Source organism: Streptomyces sp. NPDC056161, assembly GCF_042268025.1.
Classification (GTDB): Bacteria; Actinomycetota; Actinomycetes; order Streptomycetales; family Streptomycetaceae; genus Streptomyces.
This window is the reverse complement of sequence record NZ_JBHJUV010000057.1, coordinates 1-17,920: the sequence shown is the minus strand read 5'-3', so window position 1 is coordinate 17,920 and position 17,920 is coordinate 1. Positions and strand designations below refer to the sequence as shown.

The following is a 17,920-nucleotide window of genomic DNA, read 5'->3' as shown; positions in this document are numbered from 1 at the left end:
CCGGCGTGGAAGCGGAGTAGTGACGTGACAGGCTGGCAGTTCTGGGTCGACCGGGGCGGTACCTTCACCGACATCGTCGCGCGGCACCCGGACGGCCGCCTGCTCACCCACAAACTGCTGTCCGACAACCCCACGCGGTACGCCGACGCGGCCGTCGCGGGTGTGCGCGAACTCCTCGACGGCTCTCCGGAACCCATCGACGCCGTCCGCATGGGCACGACGGTCGCCACCAACGCGCTCCTGGAACGCAAGGGTGAGCGCACCCTTCTGGTCATCACCCGCGGATTCCACGACGCCCTGCGCATCGCCTACCAGAACCGCCCCCGTATCTTCGCCCGCCGTATCGACCTCCCCCAGCTGCTCTACGAACGCGTCGTCGAGGTCGACGAGCGGATCTCGGCCGACGGCACCGTCCTGCGCCCCCCCGACCTGGACGCGCTGCGCGGTCCGCTCCAGGAGGCATACGACGACGGGATCCGTGCCGTCGCCGTCGTCTGTATGCACAGTCATCTGCACCCCGCGCACGAAGAGGCGATCGGGGAGTTGGCCGCGCGCACCGGCTTTCCGCAGATCTCGCTGTCCAGCGAGGTCAGCCCCCTGATGAAGCTCGTCCCGCGTGGCGACACCGCGGTCGTCGACGCCTACCTGTCGCCTGTGCTGCGCCGCTACGTCCGGCAGGTCGCCGACCAGCTCCAAGGCGTACGGCTCATGTTCATGCAGTCCAACGGAGGGCTCGCCGAAGCCGGGCAGTTCCGCGGCAAGGACGCCATCCTGTCCGGACCCGCCGGCGGAATCGTCGGCATGGCCCGCATGTCGAAGCTCGCCGGCTTCGACCGCGTCATCGGCTTCGACATGGGCGGAACCTCCACCGACGTCTCGCACTTCGCGGGCGAGTACGAACGGGTCTTCACCACGCAGCTCGCCGGTGTCCGGTTGCGCGCGCCCATGCTCGACATCCACACCGTCGCCGCCGGCGGCGGCTCGGTCCTGCACTTCGACGGCTCCCGATACCGTGTGGGCCCGGACTCCGCGGGCGCGGACCCGGGACCCGCCTGCTACCGCGGTGGCGGCCCGCTCGCCGTCACCGACGCCAACGTCATGCTCGGCCGCATCCAGCCCGCCCACTTTCCCAGGGTGTTCGGACCCGAGGGGAACCAGCCGCTGGACGCCGCGCTCGTCCGCGACCGCTTCGCCACCCTCGCGCGGGACATCCACGAGCGCACCGGCGACGACCGAACCCCGGAACAGGTCGCCGAGGGCTTCCTGCAGATCGCCGTCGCCAACATCGCCAACGCCGTGAAGCGGATCTCCGTCCAGAAGGGCCACGACGTCACCCGCTACGCCCTCACCACCTTCGGCGGGGCGGGCGGACAGCACGCCTGCATGGTCGCCGACTCGCTCGGCATCCGCACTGTTCTGGTGCCCCCCATGGCCGGTGTGCTCTCCGCACTCGGCATCGGCCTCGCCGACACCACGGCGATGCGTGAGCAGTCCGTCGAAGCACCTCTGACGGCCAGGGCCATGCCGGGCGTCCGCAGGACCGCCGACGATCTGGAGAACGCCGCCCGCGCCGAACTCCTGGCCGAGGACGTCCCTGAGGACCGCATCACGGTCACCCGTCGCGCCCAACTCCGCTACGACGGCACGGACACCACCCTCACCGTCGAGCTGAGCGAGCCCGACGCGATGCGGCACGCCTTCGAAGAACGTCATCGCGCCACGTACTCCTTCGCGCTCGACCGCCCCGTCGTCGTCGAAGCCCTCTCCGTCGAAGCCACCGGCATCACTCGACCCCCCGATCTCTCCGCCCTCGCCACCTACGAGGGCCGCGAAGCCGCGCCCGGGGCGGTCCGCCTCCACTCCGGCGGCGCCTGGCGCGACGTACCCCTCCACCGCCGTGAGGCGCTGCCTCCCGGACGGATCGTCGCCGGCCCCGCGATCATCACCGAGGACGGCGCCACGACCGTCGTCGACGACGGCTGGAACGCCGCGACGACCGACGACGGCCATCTGGTCTTGGAACGCACGGCGATTACACAGAGTTCCGACCTCGACACAAAAGTCGACCCGGTTCTGCTGGAGGTCTTCAACAACCTCTTCATGTCCATCGCCGAGCAGATGGGCGCCCGGCTGGAGTCCACGGCCCAGTCCGTCAACATCAAAGAACGCCTGGACTTCTCCTGCGCCCTGTTCGACCCGGACGGAAACCTGGTGGCCAACGCCCCGCACATTCCCGTCCACCTGGGCTCGATGGGGACCAGCGTCAAGGAGGTCATCCGTCGCCGCGGTACCTCGATGCGGCCCGGTGACACCTACGCCGTCAACGATCCGTACCACGGCGGAACCCACCTGCCGGACGTCACCGTCATCACCCCGGTGTTCGACACAGAGGGTGATCGGATCCTCTTCTACGTGGCCTCCCGCGGCCACCACGCCGAGATCGGCGGCATCGCACCCGGCTCGATGCCCGCGAACAGCCGCACGATCGACGAGGAAGGCGTCCTCTTCGACAACTGGCTGCTCGCCGAGGGCGGCCGTTTCCGTGAGGAGGAGACGCTGCGCCTGCTCACCGACGGGCCCTACCCCACGCGCAACCCGACGACCAATCTCGCCGACCTGCGCGCCCAGATCGCCGCCAACCAGAAGGGCGTCGACGAGGTCGGCCGCATGATCGAGAACTTCGGACTCGATGTCGTCCAGGCATACATGCGGCACGTCCAGGACAACGCCGAGGAGGCCGTACGCCGGGTCATCGACGCGCTGGACGACGGAGAGTACGCCTACGAGACCGACTCGGGTGCCGTCATCCGGGTACGCGTGCGGGTGGACCGCGCCGGCCGCGCCGCGACGATCGACTTCACAGGGACGTCCGCGCAGCTCGCCACCAACTTCAACGCACCGTTCTCGGTGGTCAACGCGGCTGTGCTGTACGTCTTCCGCACCCTTGTCGCCGACGACATCCCGCTCAACGACGGCTGTCTGCGCCCACTGGAGATCATCGTGCCTGCCGGATCGATGCTCGCACCGGAGCCGCCGGCCGCGGTGGTCGCGGGCAACGTCGAGACCTCCCAGGCCATCACCGGCGCCCTGTACGCGGCCCTCGGCGTCCAGGCCGAGGGGTCCGGCACCATGAACAACGTCACCTTCGGCAACGAACGGCACCAGTACTACGAGACCGTCGCCTCCGGATCCGGCGCCGGTGACGGCTTCCCCGGCGCGAGCGTCGTACAGACCCACATGACCAACTCGCGGCTCACCGATCCGGAAGTCCTCGAATGGCGACTGCCCGTCCTGCTCGACGAGTTCGCGGTCCGGCGGGGAAGCGGCGGGTCCGGACGGTGGTCAGGCGGGGACGGCGCGGTGCGCCGGATCCGGTTCAACGAGCCCATGACCGTCTCCACACTGTCCCAGCACCGCCGGGTCCCGCCGTACGGCATGGCGGGCGGCGAGCCGGGCGCGCTCGGCGCCAATCGGGTGGAGCGGGCCGACGGCTCGGTCACCGAACTCGGCGGAAGCGACTCGGCGGACGTCGGCTCCGGCGACGTGCTCGTCATCGAAACCCCCGGTGGCGGTGGCTACGGCCGGCCGTTACCACACCCCGATCAAGCAGGAGTAGAGAGCGATGAGCTTCGGGCGTTCTGAGCACGACAAGCCTCCGGTCGAGCCCGTCACGCTCAAGATCCTGGTGGCCGGTGGATTCGGCGTGGGCAAGACGACCCTCGTCGGAGCGGTCAGCGAGATCAGGCCGCTGCGCACGGAGGAACTGCTCACCGAAGCGGGACGGCCGGTGGACGACACCAGCGGTGTGGAAGGCAAGCACACCACCACTGTGGCCATGGACTTCGGCCGGATCACCCTTCGCGAGGACCTGGTCCTGTACCTCTTCGGCACACCCGGTCAGGAGCGGTTCTGGTTCATGTGGGACGAACTGTCCGAGGGCGCGCTCGGGGCCGTCGTCCTCGCCGACACCCGCCGTCTGGAGGACTGCTTCGCCGCGATCGACTACTTCGAGCGGCGTTCCATACCCTTCCTCGTCGGAGTCAACTGCTTCGAGGGAGCCGGCCGCTATCCTGCGCAGGACATCCGCCAGGCCCTCGACCTGGACGACGACGTACCGCTCGTGCTGTGTGACGCCCGCGACCGCCGGTCGGTCAAGGAGGTGCTCATCGGAGTCGTCCAACACGCCATGGCGTACGGCGCCGGGCACCGGCGGACGGTCACCACCTGAGTTTCGCGCACGGCCCGTACCCCCGCCGACCGGGGTACGGGCCGTGGTCCATGTGCGCGCCTCCACGCGCGCGTGCGCACCGTCGGGCAGGCGCGCGTGCAGCACGCCGGCGCCGGTACGGCCCAGCACCTTGACCCGATGCTGATCGAGCAGGTCCGTGCCGGACACACATCCGTCCGCCGTCAGGCGGGTGATCCGCACGGCGAACTCCCGGAACGGCGAACCCTCACGGGTCTGGCGACAGGTCGCCTCCCACACCGCACCCGCGGGGGCCCCGGCGGCGTAACGGCTCAGGCCGGTGACGAACTCCGGGCGGCACGCCGGTGCCTCCGTGAGCGCGTGGCTCAGCCGCGCGGTCCTGAGGCCGGAGAAGCAACTCGTCGGCGGCAGCTCGGTCTGTCCACGGAAACGATCCTGCCCGTGCCGGCCGCCCAACTCGCCGCACAGGGCCGCCGTCCGCGTGTCCTGCCGGACGGCGCCGTCGTGCACGGGCTTGCCCGTCGCGCGGTCCCACACGGCGGGCGTCGCCTCATGGGCGGGATCCGCGCGCACCCCGCCGGGCAGCGGGCCGCGGACAGCGCCGAGCATCGCGCCGACCGGCACATCGAACCCTGGACCGAGGGTGATCACGGGCCTCCCAGGCGTTCGTGTCCTGCGGAGCCCGCGGATGAGCACCGCGCGGACACCGGTACCGAGGAGGACCAGGATCGCGATTGTGCCGCCGACCTCGTCGACGAAGATGTCTTCGTTGCTCATGACGGCTCCCAGGCGCCGACTCTCCGGGGATCGGCCCCGGATCTCCCTGCAGGACGGTTCCCTTGGCGACTTCGACCGAAGGCAGGGAGAGCCCCGCGCCCCGCCCGGCGTCGATGACGAGCGTGCCGACGCGATCGAATCGCCCGTGGGGGAGCGGGTCCCGGCTCAGGAAGGTCCCGAGCGGCACAATGCCTGATTGCGCCGAGAATATACGGCGATGCCGACCGATAAGCGGAAGTGTCCACCGGCGTCAGGGGAGCGTCAAGGCCGTCGACGGCAATGGTGACAGCGGCGCGCACGGCCGTACGCGCGGTCAACCGGCCCCGCACGGGCAGTACTTCGGGCGCAGGGCTCGCCCGCCGCCCAAGCATGTCGAACGGAGACCCCTCGGTTCGGGCGGCGCTCTGTGAGGCCACGGAAGCCGCTTGTCGCTACGGCGCCGCCGCGGGCGAACAACGGCCGTCGGGCCTCTCCTGGACGTCGCTCAGCCTGCCTGCACGGGTGTTACGCCCGAACCGTGCCGGATCCGGGTGTCACGCCCGAACCGTGCCGGATCTCGTATCCGGGTGACCCCGCGCGCGCCAGTACCCAGCTCGCCCCGCTCAGCGCCTTCGCGGCCTTCTTCAGCGGGGCCAGACCGGCCGCGGCCTGCCGGTGGTCGACCACGCTGCCCGGCGCGCAGACGACGGTGGCCAGGGACAGCGTGACGGGACGCCCGCCCGCCGACCAGGAGGCGCCGAGCACGGCCGCGGCCAGCGGGCCGAGGATCTCCTCGTCGGCGAGCACCAGGAAGTCGTCACCGCCGATGTGACCCACGCGCGTGTGCCCCGCCACGGCCTGTTGCAGGGTCCGTCCCACCGATCGGATCAGTTCGTCGCCCGCCGCGAAGCCGGCCCCGTCGTTGACCTGTTTGAAGTGATCGATGTCCAGCCAGCTCAGGGTGAAGCCCCGCCCGCCCGCGATCCGCCGGTCCACCTCGCCGGTGATCACGTCCGAACCGGGCAGCCGGGTCAGGGGATTGAGCCCAGCCGCCTCCTCGACCCGCGTCTCGGCCAGCGCCCGTACCAGGTCGGCGAGGCGCACGACGCCCACGCAGCGGCCGTGCTGGTCCACGACCGCCACGTCGTCCGAGGTGCGGTCCCGGCCGCCGACCGCCACGACGTCCAGGACCTCCCAGGCCGTGGCGTCGACGCCCACCGTGCGCGGCGGGTCGCTCAGCTTGAGCGCGGGCCGGTCGGCATACAGGGCATGCCCGTAACGGCCCGACATCGACAGCAGGAAGCGTGAGCGGTGCACCGAGCGCACCGGGGCTCCGGCCCGGTCCACCAGCAGCACCCCGGACACGTCCGGCGACCCGGTCAGCAGTGCCCGGACCTGGCCCGCCGAGGCGGTCACCGGCAGCAGCGCGGCGGGCCGCACGAACTCGCGCACCGTCGGCCCCGACCGCGGCACGGCCGGGGCGTCCGGGAAGCGGGGCGGTACGTAGACATCGACGACGGGAATCCGGGACGGCGGCGCGAAGAGCTCGCCCTGTGCCAGTTGGGCACCGGCCGACAGCGCGTCCGCGTGCTCCAGTTCGGTCTCCACGCCCTCGATCGCCAGTAGGGCGCCCAACTGCTCGCACAGCGTCCGCATCGCCCGTACCGCGGCCGGCCGGGTGAGCAGCGAGGCATCCAGCTTGACCAGGTCGGGTGCGATGTCGGTGAGCAGCCTGAGGGGTACGTCGCCTTCTCCGACGCCGTCGGCGCTGATCCGGAACCCCTGGTCGCGCAGCGCGGCCAGCGCGTCGAGGAGTGCCCGCTGCGGCACGTGCGTGTAGGGCGGGACGACGTCGAGCGTCACCTCCCACGGCAGGCGTTCCGCCGCGCGTACCGCGTCGTGCAGGGGGGTGAGGCCGCCGAGGTCGGCGAGCGTGGCCGCGAACACGTTGATGTGCAGGGGCAGCAGCCGCTCCCTGCGAGCCGCCGCGCGGAAGGCCAGCACGGCAAGTCTGCCGTCGAGTTCGGGGTCTCGACGGGCTTCGGTCAGGATGTCCCCGGTCTCCGGGCGGGCGAGTACCTCCAGTGCGGTGACGCCGCCGGTGGCCAGGTTGACCACCGGCTGGAAGGCGAAGCGGAGAGTATCCGTCCAGGAGTGCACGGGAGCATGATGGCGCCGTCGGCGCACGCCCAGGCGTAGTTCATGAGACGTTCACGCAGCATTCGGAGGTGATCACACAGCGTAGAACAACCTCGTGTGCCCCTCCTGTCACGCGGTCCCCTTCCGTCGCGCGTCAGCGCAGCGCGAGCACCGACGAGCCGTGCCCGAACAGCCCCTGGTTGGCCGTGATCCCCACGCGCGCGCCGGCGATCTGCCGGTCGCCCGCGGTGCCCCGCAACTGCCAGGTCAGCTCGCAGACCTGGGCGATCGCCTGGGCGGGCACCGCCTCTCCGAAGGAGGCGAGTCCGCCGCTCGCGTTCACGGGTATCTGCCCTCCGGGGGCTGTTGCGCCTTCCCGGAGCAACTTGGCGCCCTCACCCTCGCCGCACAGCCCCAGGTCCTCGTACCACTGCAACTCCAGGGCGGTGGAGAGGTCGTACACCTCCGCCAGGGACAACTCCTCGGGGCCGATGCCTGCCTCCTCGTAGGCGGCTCGGGCGATCGACGCCCGGAAGGTCTGCTCCGCCGGCGCGACCGCCGTCGACGAATCCGTGGCGATGTCGGGCAGGTCCAGCACGGTACTGGGATAGCGCGGCGTCACGGTGGAGACCGCCCTGATCCGCACCGGCCGTGACGCGCCCTGCCGGTGCGCGAACTCCAGACTCGACAGCACCAGCGCCGCACCGCCGTCCGAGGTGGCGCAGATGTCGAGAAGCCGGAGCGGGTCGGCGACCACCGCGGAGGCGGCGACCTCCTCGGCCGTGACGCGCTTTCGGTAGCGCGCGTACGGGTTCAGCGCCCCTGACGCGGCATTCTTCACCTTCACCAGGGCGAAGTCGTCCGGGGTGTCGCCGTGCAGCGCCATTCGCCGCCGTGCGTACAGGCCGAAGTACGTCGGATTCGTCGCACCCAGCAGGCGGAAGCGCAACCAGTCGGGATCGTCGGGGCGCTCACCGCCCGCGGGCCGGAAGAAGCCCTTGGGTGCCGCGTCGGCGCCCACCACCAGCACCGCGTCCGTGAGCCCGGCGAGGATCTGCGCCCGCGCCGTGGCGATCGCCTGCGCGCCGGACGCGCACGCCGCGTACACGCTGGTGACCCGGGCTCCCTGCCAGCCCAGGGCCTTCGCGAACGTCGCACCGGCGACCTGCCCGGGATAGCCGCCGCGCACCGTGTTCGCCCCGACGATCGACCCGATGTCGCGCCATTCCAGTCCGGCGTCCGCGAGCGCGGCGCGGGCCGCCACAGCGCCGTACTCGACGAAGCCGCGTCCCCATTTCCCCCAAGGGCGCAGGCCCACGCCGAGCACCGCCACATCCGCTGTCATACCTGCACCCCCGTCGGCCGCCAGTTCCAGGTCGTCCAGGTGGTCTCCGCGTCCTCGTGGAGCACCCCGGGGACGACCTCCACCTCCATGCCCACCGCCAGGTCGGCGACGGTGACACCGGGAGCCGCCTGTCCCAGCACCACGATCCGCTCGGACTCCAGCTCCACTGCCATCAACGTGTACGGCTCCCACGGAAGTTCCGGATCGCTCACATAGGGTGACGGAGGCCGATACCGGCTGTTCGTGTACGACCAGATGCGACCATGTCGTGACAGGGGCGCCTCCAGGAGGTCGCCCCCCGGACACCCGGGGTTGCGGCAGTGGGTGTCCTCACGGGGGAAGAAGACTGCGGCGCAGGACGAACAGCGTGTGCCCAGGAGCCCGAACGTGTCTCCCTCACCGGTGAACCACCCCGAGACCGCCGGTGTGCGTGTGCGCGACATGGTCCCTCCAGGGCATAGGATCTGACGGACAGTCAGGAGTGTGGCACGGGCGTCCGCAAATGGGCAGGCCGCGCCGGTGAATGGACGGCCTGTTTACGGACAGCTTCCGGAAGACGAGCTTCCCGCGATCGGATACAGTCCGCGCGTGTCCGAATTTCAGCACTCAACCGCCAACTCCGAGCCGGACTCGCATTGTTCGAGCTGCGGAGCGCCCTACGGAGAGGGAGTCTCCGGCTGGCCCCGCACCTGTCCGGCCTGCGGGTCCATCGCCTACCGCAACCCGCTGCCGGTGGCGATCGCCCTTCAACCCGTGTACGACACGAAGGGCACCGCCCTCGTCGTCATCACCCGCACCGTCGCGCCCGCCCGCGGGACCGTCGCGCTGCCGGGCGGCTACATCGACGACCGGGAGGACTGGCGTCAGGCCGTCGTCCGAGAACTCAAGGAGGAGACGGGCATCGACGCGACCGCCCGTGACGTACGGCTCATCGACGCGATGAGCTCGCCCGACGGGCACCTGCTGCTGTTCGGCCTTCTCCCCGAACGCCCGGCCGACGCACTCCCGGCGTCCCACGCGACGGACGAGACCGAAGGCTGGCACCTGCTGCGCAGGCCGGAGGAACTCGGCTTCCCGCTGCACAGCGCCGCGGTACGGGCATGGTTCGAGGGCCGGTACATCTGAGTTCCGGGTTCACCCGAGCCCCCGTATACGCACCGGGCGGGACGGCACATCCCTGCCGGCCTCCCCGTCCCGTGTGACCACCACCCCCCGCCCCTCCCAGCGGGCGACGTAGCGTTCGATCTCCGGTTCGTCCCAGCCGTCGCCCGCATCCGGCACGACCAGCCCGCCGCCGGTCCGGCCGCGGACCGGCGCCCACACCTCCAGCTCCAGACCGCCGTCCGCACCCCGTACCGGCACGACGCCACCCGCGCGCGCGAGCACCGGAATCCGGGACAGCGGAGCGTCCAGGAGCACCTGCGCCGGCCCCTCGTACACCTGCTCGGTGGCCGTGTCGTACCAACGGCCACGCGGCAGCTGCACGGCGCGCCGGTCGGCGCCCGGATCCAGCACAGGCGCCACCAGGAGACAGTCGCCCAGCAAAAAGGCGTCCTCACAGTCACGCAGCGCCCGGTCCTCCGGCGCGCTCCACCACAGGGGACGCACATAAGGCGCACCAGTACGCCGCGCCAGGTGTGCCAGCGTCACGAAGTACGGCAGCAGACGCCGACGTTCCAGGAGTGCCACGCGCGCGTGCTCCAGCACTTCCTCACCGAACTCCCACGGCTCCGTGCGCCCCGCCCGCAGGCTCGCACGGGTGCGGAACAGCGGCAGGTACGCGCCGAGCTGGAACCAGCGCAGGAACAGCTCGGGCGACGAACTCCCGTCGAAACCGCCCACGTCCGGCCCCGAGTACGGCACCCCGCACAACCCGAGGCCCAGCACCAAGGACAGGGAGGCCCGCAGCCCCGGCCAGCCAGTGGCCACGTCCCCGGACCACGCGCCCCCGTAGCGCTGCATTCCGGCCCACCCGGAGCGGGAGAGGAGGAACGGCCGCTCCCGCGGGCTCAGCTCGCGCAGCCCCTCGTACGCCGCGTCGGCCATGCACAGCGCATACACGTTGTGCGCCTCTCTGTGGTCACCACCGCGGCCGTCCAGGCAGTGCCGGGCCGAACGGGGCAGCGTCGTCTCCCCGAAGGCGTTGAAGGACGTGGGCTCGTTCATGTCGTGCCAGAAGCCGGCGAAGCCCTGTGCCAGCCGCTCCTCGTAGAGCGCGCCCCACCACTTACGCACGCGCGCGTGCGTGAAATCCGGATACACCGACTCACCGGGCCACGACTCACCCCGCACCACCTGCCCCGAAGAGGCCCGCACGAAGGCGTCCACAGCGGTCCCGCCGTCGTACACCGCGTTGCCCGCGGCGGACTTCACCCCGGGATCCACGACGGACACCAGGCGGATTCCCGTACGCCGCAAGTCCTCGGCAAGTCCCGGAAGTTTCGGAAAGCGCTCGTGGTCGACAGTGAACACCTGATGCTCGTCGTAGTGATCGATGTCCAGGTGAACCGCGTCCAACGGCAGCCCATGCTCCCGGTATCCCGCGACGACCCGCCGCACCTCCTGCTCGCTGCCGAACCCCCAGCGGGCGTGATGGTGCCCGAGCGCCCACGCCGGCGGCAGCGCGGGCGCCCCGGTCAGCGAGGCCCAGACGTGCAGCACGCGCGCGGGGGTGCCCACCATCACCCAGCAGCGCAACGGGCCGCCGTCCATCCGGAGTTCGCACCTCCCACTCCGGTCGTGGCCGGAGCCGGCGCCCTCCTCGCCCTCCCGCAGCAGCATCGTCCCGTCCCACGAACTGTCGTAGAACACCAGGTGCGCCGCCGCGTCGGCGACCACCAACTGCACCGGCATGGTGACGTACAACGGGTCGTCGCCAGGGGCGAAGGCACGACCGGGATCGGTGTTCCACAGCCGGTACGTACCATCGCGCAGCCGCGGTCCCGACGCGCGCCCGCCCAGGCCGTAGAAGCGCGCGTCGGCGGCCACCTCCGAACGCTGCATCCAGCGGGCCGGGCCCCCGCCGACCGGCTCCCACCAGCGGGGCGGCAGATCCCGCCGCAGCATGACTCCCCCCGGGGTGCACACCTCGATCGCCCCGTGCCGGGAGACGGACACCGTCACCCGCTCCGCGACGACCCGCCAGCCGCCGTTCGTGTCCGGCTCCAGCACCGCCCGCGGGTCCGGCTCCGGACAGCGCCCCGCGAGCGCGTACGACGGCTCAGGACCGGCCCCGTCCCATCCCCAGAAGACGGCCCCGTTGCCGGCAACGGTGATCCGCAGTTCCGACCTCGCGAACCGGATGACACCGCCCCCCGGCCCCGGCTCCACGCTCTGCACCGGACCGGGCACCCGCGCGCGCTCCACGCCCCGCGGCGGCAACCCGACCGCGTCGGCGCGCCTCCGGCGCCATGCGGCCCGCACGCTGCGCAACCCCCGTGCTGCTCGCACCGGACCGCCCACTCTCATCGAACGCACCAGGTCACGACCGTCCATGCTGCTCACCCTGCCACCGACCGCCTCATACTTGGGTGCCGTTCAATCGCCGTTCACCCGTGCTGAGACCACATCTTCACGACGTGGACTATGTGGGGCGCACCCTGGTGTAGAAGTCGATCACATGGCATCGTCCGTGTCAGCCCGTGTCACGCGCACAAACCGTCCCGTGCGCGAGCGACGCGCACGACACGTCCAGTCCGGGAGCCGCCCCATGTCGACCGCGAACCCGCTGCCGCTCTGGCAGCCACAGCCGGAACGGATCGCCCAGGCACGCATCACCGAGTTCCAGGCTTGGGCCGCCCGACGGCACGGCGCCCCGTCCGAGGGCGGCTATCCCGCACTGCACCGCTGGTCCGTGGACCAGCTGGACACTTTCTGGAAAGCCGTCACCGAGTGGTTCGGCGTACGGTTCTCGACGCCCTACGCGCGCGTACTGGGCGACCGCGCGATGCCCGGTGCCCAGTGGTTCCCCGGCGCGACCCTGAACTACGCCGAGCACGCCCTGCGCGCCGCAACGGCCCGCGCGGACGAACCCGCGCTCCTGTACGTGGACGAGACCCACGGACCACGCCCGGTCACCTGGGCCGACCTGCGCCACCAGGTCGGCTCCCTGGCCACCGAACTGCGCTCCCTCGGTGTCCGCCCCGGCGACCGCGTCAGCGGCTACCTGCCGAACATCCCGCAGGCCGTCGTCGCGCTCCTCGCCACGGCCGCCGTGGGCGCCGTCTGGACCTCCTGCGCCCCCGACTTCGGCGCCCGCAGCGTCCTCGACCGCTTCCAGCAGGTCGAACCGGTCGTCCTGTTCACCGTCGACGGCTACCGCTACGGCGGCAAGGAGCACGACCGCCGTGACACCGTGGCCGAACTGCGCCGCGAACTGCCCACCCTGCGCGCCGTCGTCCACATCCCCCTTCTCGGCACCGAGGCACCGGAAGGCGCCCTGGAGTGGTCGGCGCTGACCTCGGCCGACGTGGAACCCGTCTACGAGCAGGTCCCCTTCGGCCATCCGCTGTGGGTGCTGTACTCCTCCGGCACCACCGGCATGCCCAAAGCCATCGTGCAGTCCCAGGGCGGCATCCTCGTCGAGCACCTCAAACAACTCGGTCTGCACTGCGACCTGGGTCCCGAGGACCGTTTCTTCTGGTACACCTCGACCGGCTGGATGATGTGGAACTTCCTCGTCTCCGGCCTGCTCACCGGCACCACGATCGTCCTGTACGACGGCAGCCCCGGCTATCCCGACACCGGTGCCCAGTGGCGCGTCGCCGAACGCACCGGGGCGACCCTCTACGGCACGTCGGCGGCCTACGTCATGGCCTGCCGCAAAGCCGGCGTGCACCCCTCCCGGGATTTCGACCTCTCCACGGTGCGGTGCGTCGCCACCACCGGATCACCCCTGCCGCCCGACGGATTCCGCTGGCTGCACGACCAGGTCCGCGACGACCTGTGGATCGCCTCCGTCAGCGGTGGCACGGACGTGTGCTCCTGCTTCGCCGGAGCCGTACCGACGCTGCCGGTCTACACCGGCGAACTTCAGGCCCCCGGCCTGGGCACCGACCTGCAGTCCTGGGATCCGAGCGGCAAGCCCCTCATCGACGAGGTGGGCGAACTGGTGGTCACCAACCCCATGCCGTCGATGCCGGTCCACTTCTGGAACGACCCCGACGGCAGCCGCTACCACGACAGCTACTTCGACACCTACCCCGGAGTCTGGCGCCACGGCGACTGGATCACCGTGACCTCCCGCGGCACGGTGGTCATCCACGGCAGGTCCGACTCCACGCTCAACCGCCAGGGGGTCCGCATGGGCTCCGCCGATATCTACGAGGTCGTCGAACGCCTACCCGAGGTCAAGGAATCCCTGGTCATCGGCGTCGAGCAGCCCGACGGCGGATACTGGATGCCCCTGTTCGTGCACCTGGCGCCCGGCGCCGTCCTGGACGACGCCCTCCGTGGCCGGGTCAAGCAGGCCATCCGCGAACAACTCTCGCCGCGGCACGTTCCCGACGAGATCATCGAGGTTCCCGGCATCCCGCACACGCTCACCGGAAAACGCATCGAGGTCCCGGTCAAGCGTCTCTTGCAGGGCACCCCCCTGGACAAGGCCGTCAACCCCGGCTCCATCGACAACCTCGATCTGCTGACCTTCTACCAGGCACTGGCACGCGACCGAGGCTGATCGGCGGGGAGAAACCCGGATAAACGGATAAACTCGGACCTCGTGCCACCTTTTCCGGCGCCTTTCGCCCCCTATCCGCGCCGGACCCGAACCCCCGGCGACCCGCAATGCGGTCACAGGAGCGCCCGCAGACCGGGCCTGGTGATCTTCGGCAGACCGATTGTCAGTGCAGCCGGTTACCGTGAGTGAGCATTGATCGACTGCACACAGGGGGAACCATGTCGCACACCGACCACCAGATCATGCGCCGCCTTCTGCGCCGCGAGATCGTCGGCACACTCGGGCTGCTGACCGACGAGCAGGACTTCCGAGCCATGCGGCGCTACCGCACCTTCACCTTCCACGACCACACCGCCTATCTCCAACAGGTGGAGGCGCTCCTCAGGATCCGCGCCGCCCATGGCAACCACACCACACTCGCCCTCTTCGACCCGGCCGAGTACGCCGAATTCTGCGCGGGCACCGGCCTCGAACCGGACGCCCCGGCGAGCCGGGCGCGCTTCACCGCGGAGATCGCCGCCACGGGCGCCACCGTCCCCTACGAGGGCCAGAACCTCGCCGACCTCGTCCCCTCCCTCGTCGACGCGGCCGTCCGGCAGGCCACGTGGGAATACGCCACCCATCTCCTCGCCCGCCTCGGCCCCTGCGCCACCTGCGGAGAAGACATCGGACGCGCGGCCTTCACCCGGGCCTCGGACCTCCTCGTCCGCATCCTCGACACGGCCCCGACCGGCGACCGCCACCTCGTCTGCAGCGTCTCGGGCACGGAGGAACCCCTCGTGTCGGTCCTCCACGCCGACAGGGACACGGAGGGGACCACACAACTGGACGAGACTGAGGCCCTCGAATTCACCACGGTCCTGGCACTGGGCATCGCCACGTCCAGTCCCGGCGGACTCGTCATGCGCACCAGCGCTCCCGGCACCGCGGACCGCGTCTACGGCTGGCGGGTCCGGCACAACGGCCTGGAACCGCTGACCGCCGGGGAAGTCTTCGACGCCTACTGCACCGACGTGGAATCGGGCGACCTGATCTCTCCCGAATCAGGAGTCGACTACTCCGTGCCCCCCGACCTCGGAGACGACGAGAGGACGCCTGGCCACCATCACTGAACACCCCCAGGGGCGCCCCGCCCGTGAGCGGAGCGCCCCTGGAAACCGCCGATGCCGGGCCCGGCGCGACGGACTACTCGCCGGACAAAACCGCCTGAGCCGCTGCCCGGGCCTCCTCGGCACTGTCCGTCGCCCGAGCAGCGGAGGCGGCCCGTTCGCACTGGGCCAGCGTGTACTTCGCCAGCGTCGCGCGGACGTAAGGAATCGATGCCGCACCCATGGAAAGGGAGGTGACGCCCAGACCCGTCAGGACACAGGCAAGCAGCGGATCCGACGCGGCCTCACCGCACACACCGCAGCCCTTGCCCTCGGCCCCGGCCGCCTCCGCCGACAGCGCCACCAGGTCGAGCAGCGCCGGCTGCCAGGGATCCTGCAATCGGGAGACCGCCCCCACCTGACGGTCCGCGGCGAAGGTGTACTGCGCGAGGTCGTTGGTCCCCAGCGACAGGAACTCGACCTCCTGCAGGATCGAACGCGCGCGCAACGCGGCCGAGGGGATCTCCACCATGGCGCCGAACTTCGCCTCCAGCCCGGCATCCCGGCACGCCTCCGCGAACGCCTTGGCGTCGGCACGGTCGGCCACCATCGGGGCCATCACTTCCAGGTGGACCGACGGCAGCCCCTCGGCGGCGCGCGCCAGCGCGTTCAGCTGGGCCCGCAGGATCTCGGGGTGTTCAAGCAGCGACCGCAGCCCCCGCACACCCAGCGCGGGGTTCGGCTCGTCGGACGGGGTGAGGAAGTCCAGTGGTTTGTCCGCACCCGCATCGAGCACCCGGACGACCACCCGGCCCTCCGGAAATGCCTCCAGCACCTGCCGGTAGGCATCGACCTGCTTCTCCTCGGAAGGCGCGCTCTTGCTGTCGTCGAGGAAGAGGAACTCGGTGCGGAACAGACCGACGCCCTCCGCTCCTGCCTCCACGGCCGCCGGCACGTCCGCCGGGCCGCCGACATTGGCCAGCAGCGGCACCTTGTGGCCGTCCGCCGTGGCACCCGGGCCGGACGACGCAGCCAGAGCAGCCCTGCGCTCCGCGGCCGCGGCCTCCAGCTGTGCCTTCTTCTCCTCGCTCGGGCTCACGAAGATGTCACCGGTGCTGCCGTCGACCGCGATGACCGTTCCCTCGGCCAGCTCACCCGCGCCCGGCAGAGCGACCACGGCCGGAACCCCGAGCGCCCGCGCGAGAATCGCGCTGTGACTGGTCGGCCCGCCCTCCTCGGTGACGAAACCGAGAACGAGCGTCGGGTCGAGCAGCGCCGTGTCGGCCGGCGCGAGATCACGGGCAACCAGTACGTACGGCTCGTCGCTGTCCGGGACGCCCGGCATGGGCACCCCGAGCAGCCGCGCGACGATGCGATTCCGGACGTCGTCGAGGTCTGCCACGCGACCCGCGAGGTATTCACCGGCGCCGGCCAGCAGCTCCCGGTACGCGGCGAACGCATCGTGGACGGCGCGCTCGGCCGTACTGCCGTCGGCGATACGGCGATCCACGTCCGCTATCAGCTCCGGGTCCTGGGCCATCATGGACTGCGCCTCAAGCACCGCCTGGGCTTCGCCCCCCACCAGGTTGCCGCGCGCCACCAGGTCGGCCGCCACTGCTTCCACGGCCTGACGAGCGCGCCCCTGCTCGCGCTCCGCCTCCGCTGCCGGAATCTGCTTGGCGGGCGGCTCCAGCACCGCCGTTCCCATGCGCCTGACCTCGCCGATCGCCACACCGTGGCTCACGCCGACGCCTCGCAGCGTTGTCTCCATCTCACCGTCTCCGATAGTGCGGCGGACCCCGCCGCCGCGGTGGTTGTCCAACTCGCCGCCATGCGACGGCATCGACGTCACGCCCAGACGAAGAGGCGGTCGCCGGCCTTCACGTCGCCCTCATCACGGAGCTCGGAGAGAGAGTCGGCAGCGGCGTCCAGCGCAACGACCGGGCAGATCGGGGACTTGCCGGCCGCTTCGACGGCTGCGGGGTTCCAGCGCACGATCCCCTGGCCGCGACTCACGGTGTCGCCCTTGTCGACGAGCAGTTCGAACCCCTCACCGTTGAGCTGCACGGTGTCGATACCGAGGTGCGTGAGCACGCCACGCCCGTGCTCGTCGACCACCACGAAGGCGTGCGGATGCAGCGAGACGATGACACCGTCCACAGGTGCGACGGCTTCGGAGGGCTCGCGCACGGGGTCGATAGCTGTGCCCGGGCCGACCATGGCCCCGGAGAAGACCGGATCGGGCACGGACACCAGACCGATGGCGCGCCCCGCAAGAGGGGACATCACGGTGGTCATGGGAAGCCTCCCAGGGGTGGGGATTGCTGATGGGCCGTCATAGCTGTCCCGGACGGCTCACTGACCAGCAGCGTATGACATCTGAAGTACAGGTTCCGCTTTGAAGCTACCACTTAGTGGTCTAGACCACCAGCCTAATCGATTTGCGCGCGCTTCGCAGCCCCATGTAGAGTCGTACCCCTGCTTGAGACCGAGTGGTGTGATCCAGCGCCACGGCTCGGCAGGATCCATACTTGTCAGTTCCTATCCCGGGGCCTCTTCTGCATGCCTGCAAGAGGGTGGTCAGGGGGAGGAAAAACTACTGATAGAGTTTGGAACACCGAAGGGAAGCGCCCGGAGGAAAGCCCGAGAGGGTGAGTACGAAGGAAGCGTCCGTTCCTTGAGAACTCAACAGCGTGCCAAAAGTCAAC

Annotated in this window: 11 protein-coding genes and 1 pseudogene; 5 read left to right on the top strand and 7 right to left on the bottom strand. The window is 70.6% G+C overall.

The genetic code is table 11. The annotated features are described in order from the left end of the window. Positions 1-24 precede the first annotated feature (24 nt). The gene (locus ACFC09_RS37100) at positions 25-3,642 is read left to right on the top strand and encodes a hydantoinase B/oxoprolinase family protein (RefSeq protein WP_376535881.1); all 3,618 of its coding nucleotides are present in this window, start codon (positions 25-27) and stop codon (positions 3,640-3,642) included. Next, the gene (locus ACFC09_RS37095) at positions 3,623-4,228 is read left to right on the top strand and encodes an ATP/GTP-binding protein (RefSeq protein WP_376535878.1); all 606 of its coding nucleotides are present in this window, start codon (positions 3,623-3,625) and stop codon (positions 4,226-4,228) included. The genes ACFC09_RS37100 and ACFC09_RS37095 overlap by 20 nt, the downstream gene beginning before the upstream one ends. A gap of 345 nt (positions 4,229-4,573) precedes the next feature. On the opposite strand, the pseudogene ACFC09_RS37090 reads toward ACFC09_RS37095, so the two are convergent. The 4 genes and pseudogenes from ACFC09_RS37090 to ACFC09_RS37075 all read right to left on the bottom strand — a co-directional run. Next, positions 4,574-4,783 (bottom strand): annotated as a pseudogene (locus ACFC09_RS37090) (glycerol kinase); the annotation flags it as partial. A 705-nt stretch (positions 4,784-5,488) separates the two neighbouring features. After that, positions 5,489-7,123 (bottom strand): GGDEF domain-containing protein, encoded by a 1,635-nt coding sequence (locus ACFC09_RS37085; RefSeq protein ID WP_376535876.1) that lies wholly within the window; start codon positions 7,121-7,123, stop codon positions 5,489-5,491. A gap of 133 nt (positions 7,124-7,256) precedes the next feature. Then, complete coding sequence (locus ACFC09_RS37080) at positions 7,257-8,447, bottom strand: lipid-transfer protein (RefSeq protein WP_376535874.1); 1,191 nt, start codon at positions 8,445-8,447, stop codon at positions 7,257-7,259. Beyond that, positions 8,444-8,890 (bottom strand): Zn-ribbon domain-containing OB-fold protein, encoded by a 447-nt coding sequence (locus tag ACFC09_RS37075; RefSeq protein WP_376535872.1) that lies wholly within the window; start codon positions 8,888-8,890, stop codon positions 8,444-8,446. The genes ACFC09_RS37080 and ACFC09_RS37075 overlap by 4 nt, the downstream gene beginning before the upstream one ends. A gap of 145 nt (positions 8,891-9,035) precedes the next feature. Between ACFC09_RS37075 and ACFC09_RS37070 the strand changes: the two genes are divergently transcribed. Continuing rightward, entirely contained in the window at positions 9,036-9,572 is a 537-nt protein-coding gene (locus tag ACFC09_RS37070) for an NUDIX domain-containing protein (protein WP_376535870.1), read from the top strand. A gap of 9 nt (positions 9,573-9,581) precedes the next feature. Here ACFC09_RS37070 and ACFC09_RS37065 read toward each other — a convergent pair whose 3' ends face one another. After that, positions 9,582-11,942: a glycoside hydrolase family 31 protein gene (locus ACFC09_RS37065; RefSeq protein WP_376535868.1), complete on the bottom strand. Its 2,361-nt coding sequence runs from the start codon at positions 11,940-11,942 to the stop codon at positions 9,582-9,584. 214 nt (positions 11,943-12,156) lie between these two features. Between ACFC09_RS37065 and ACFC09_RS37060 the strand changes: the two genes are divergently transcribed. Together ACFC09_RS37060 and ACFC09_RS37055 are read left to right on the top strand one after the other, a co-directional pair. Beyond that, positions 12,157-14,124, top strand: coding sequence for an acetoacetate--CoA ligase (locus tag ACFC09_RS37060; RefSeq protein ID WP_376535866.1), 1,968 nt, complete (start codon positions 12,157-12,159; stop codon positions 14,122-14,124). A gap of 218 nt (positions 14,125-14,342) precedes the next feature. Further along, positions 14,343-15,236: a hypothetical protein gene (locus ACFC09_RS37055; protein ID WP_376535864.1), complete on the top strand. Its 894-nt coding sequence runs from the start codon at positions 14,343-14,345 to the stop codon at positions 15,234-15,236. 73 nt (positions 15,237-15,309) lie between these two features. On the opposite strand, the gene ptsP is transcribed toward ACFC09_RS37055, so the two are convergent. Both ptsP and ACFC09_RS37045 read right to left on the bottom strand, forming a co-directional pair. Further along, positions 15,310-16,983: a phosphoenolpyruvate--protein phosphotransferase gene (gene ptsP / locus ACFC09_RS37050; RefSeq protein WP_376535862.1), complete on the bottom strand. Its 1,674-nt coding sequence runs from the start codon at positions 16,981-16,983 to the stop codon at positions 15,310-15,312. A 77-nt stretch (positions 16,984-17,060) separates the two neighbouring features. After that, positions 17,061-17,510, bottom strand: coding sequence for a PTS glucose transporter subunit IIA (locus ACFC09_RS37045; protein ID WP_376535860.1), 450 nt, complete (start codon positions 17,508-17,510; stop codon positions 17,061-17,063). Positions 17,511-17,920: the final 410 nt, after the last annotated feature.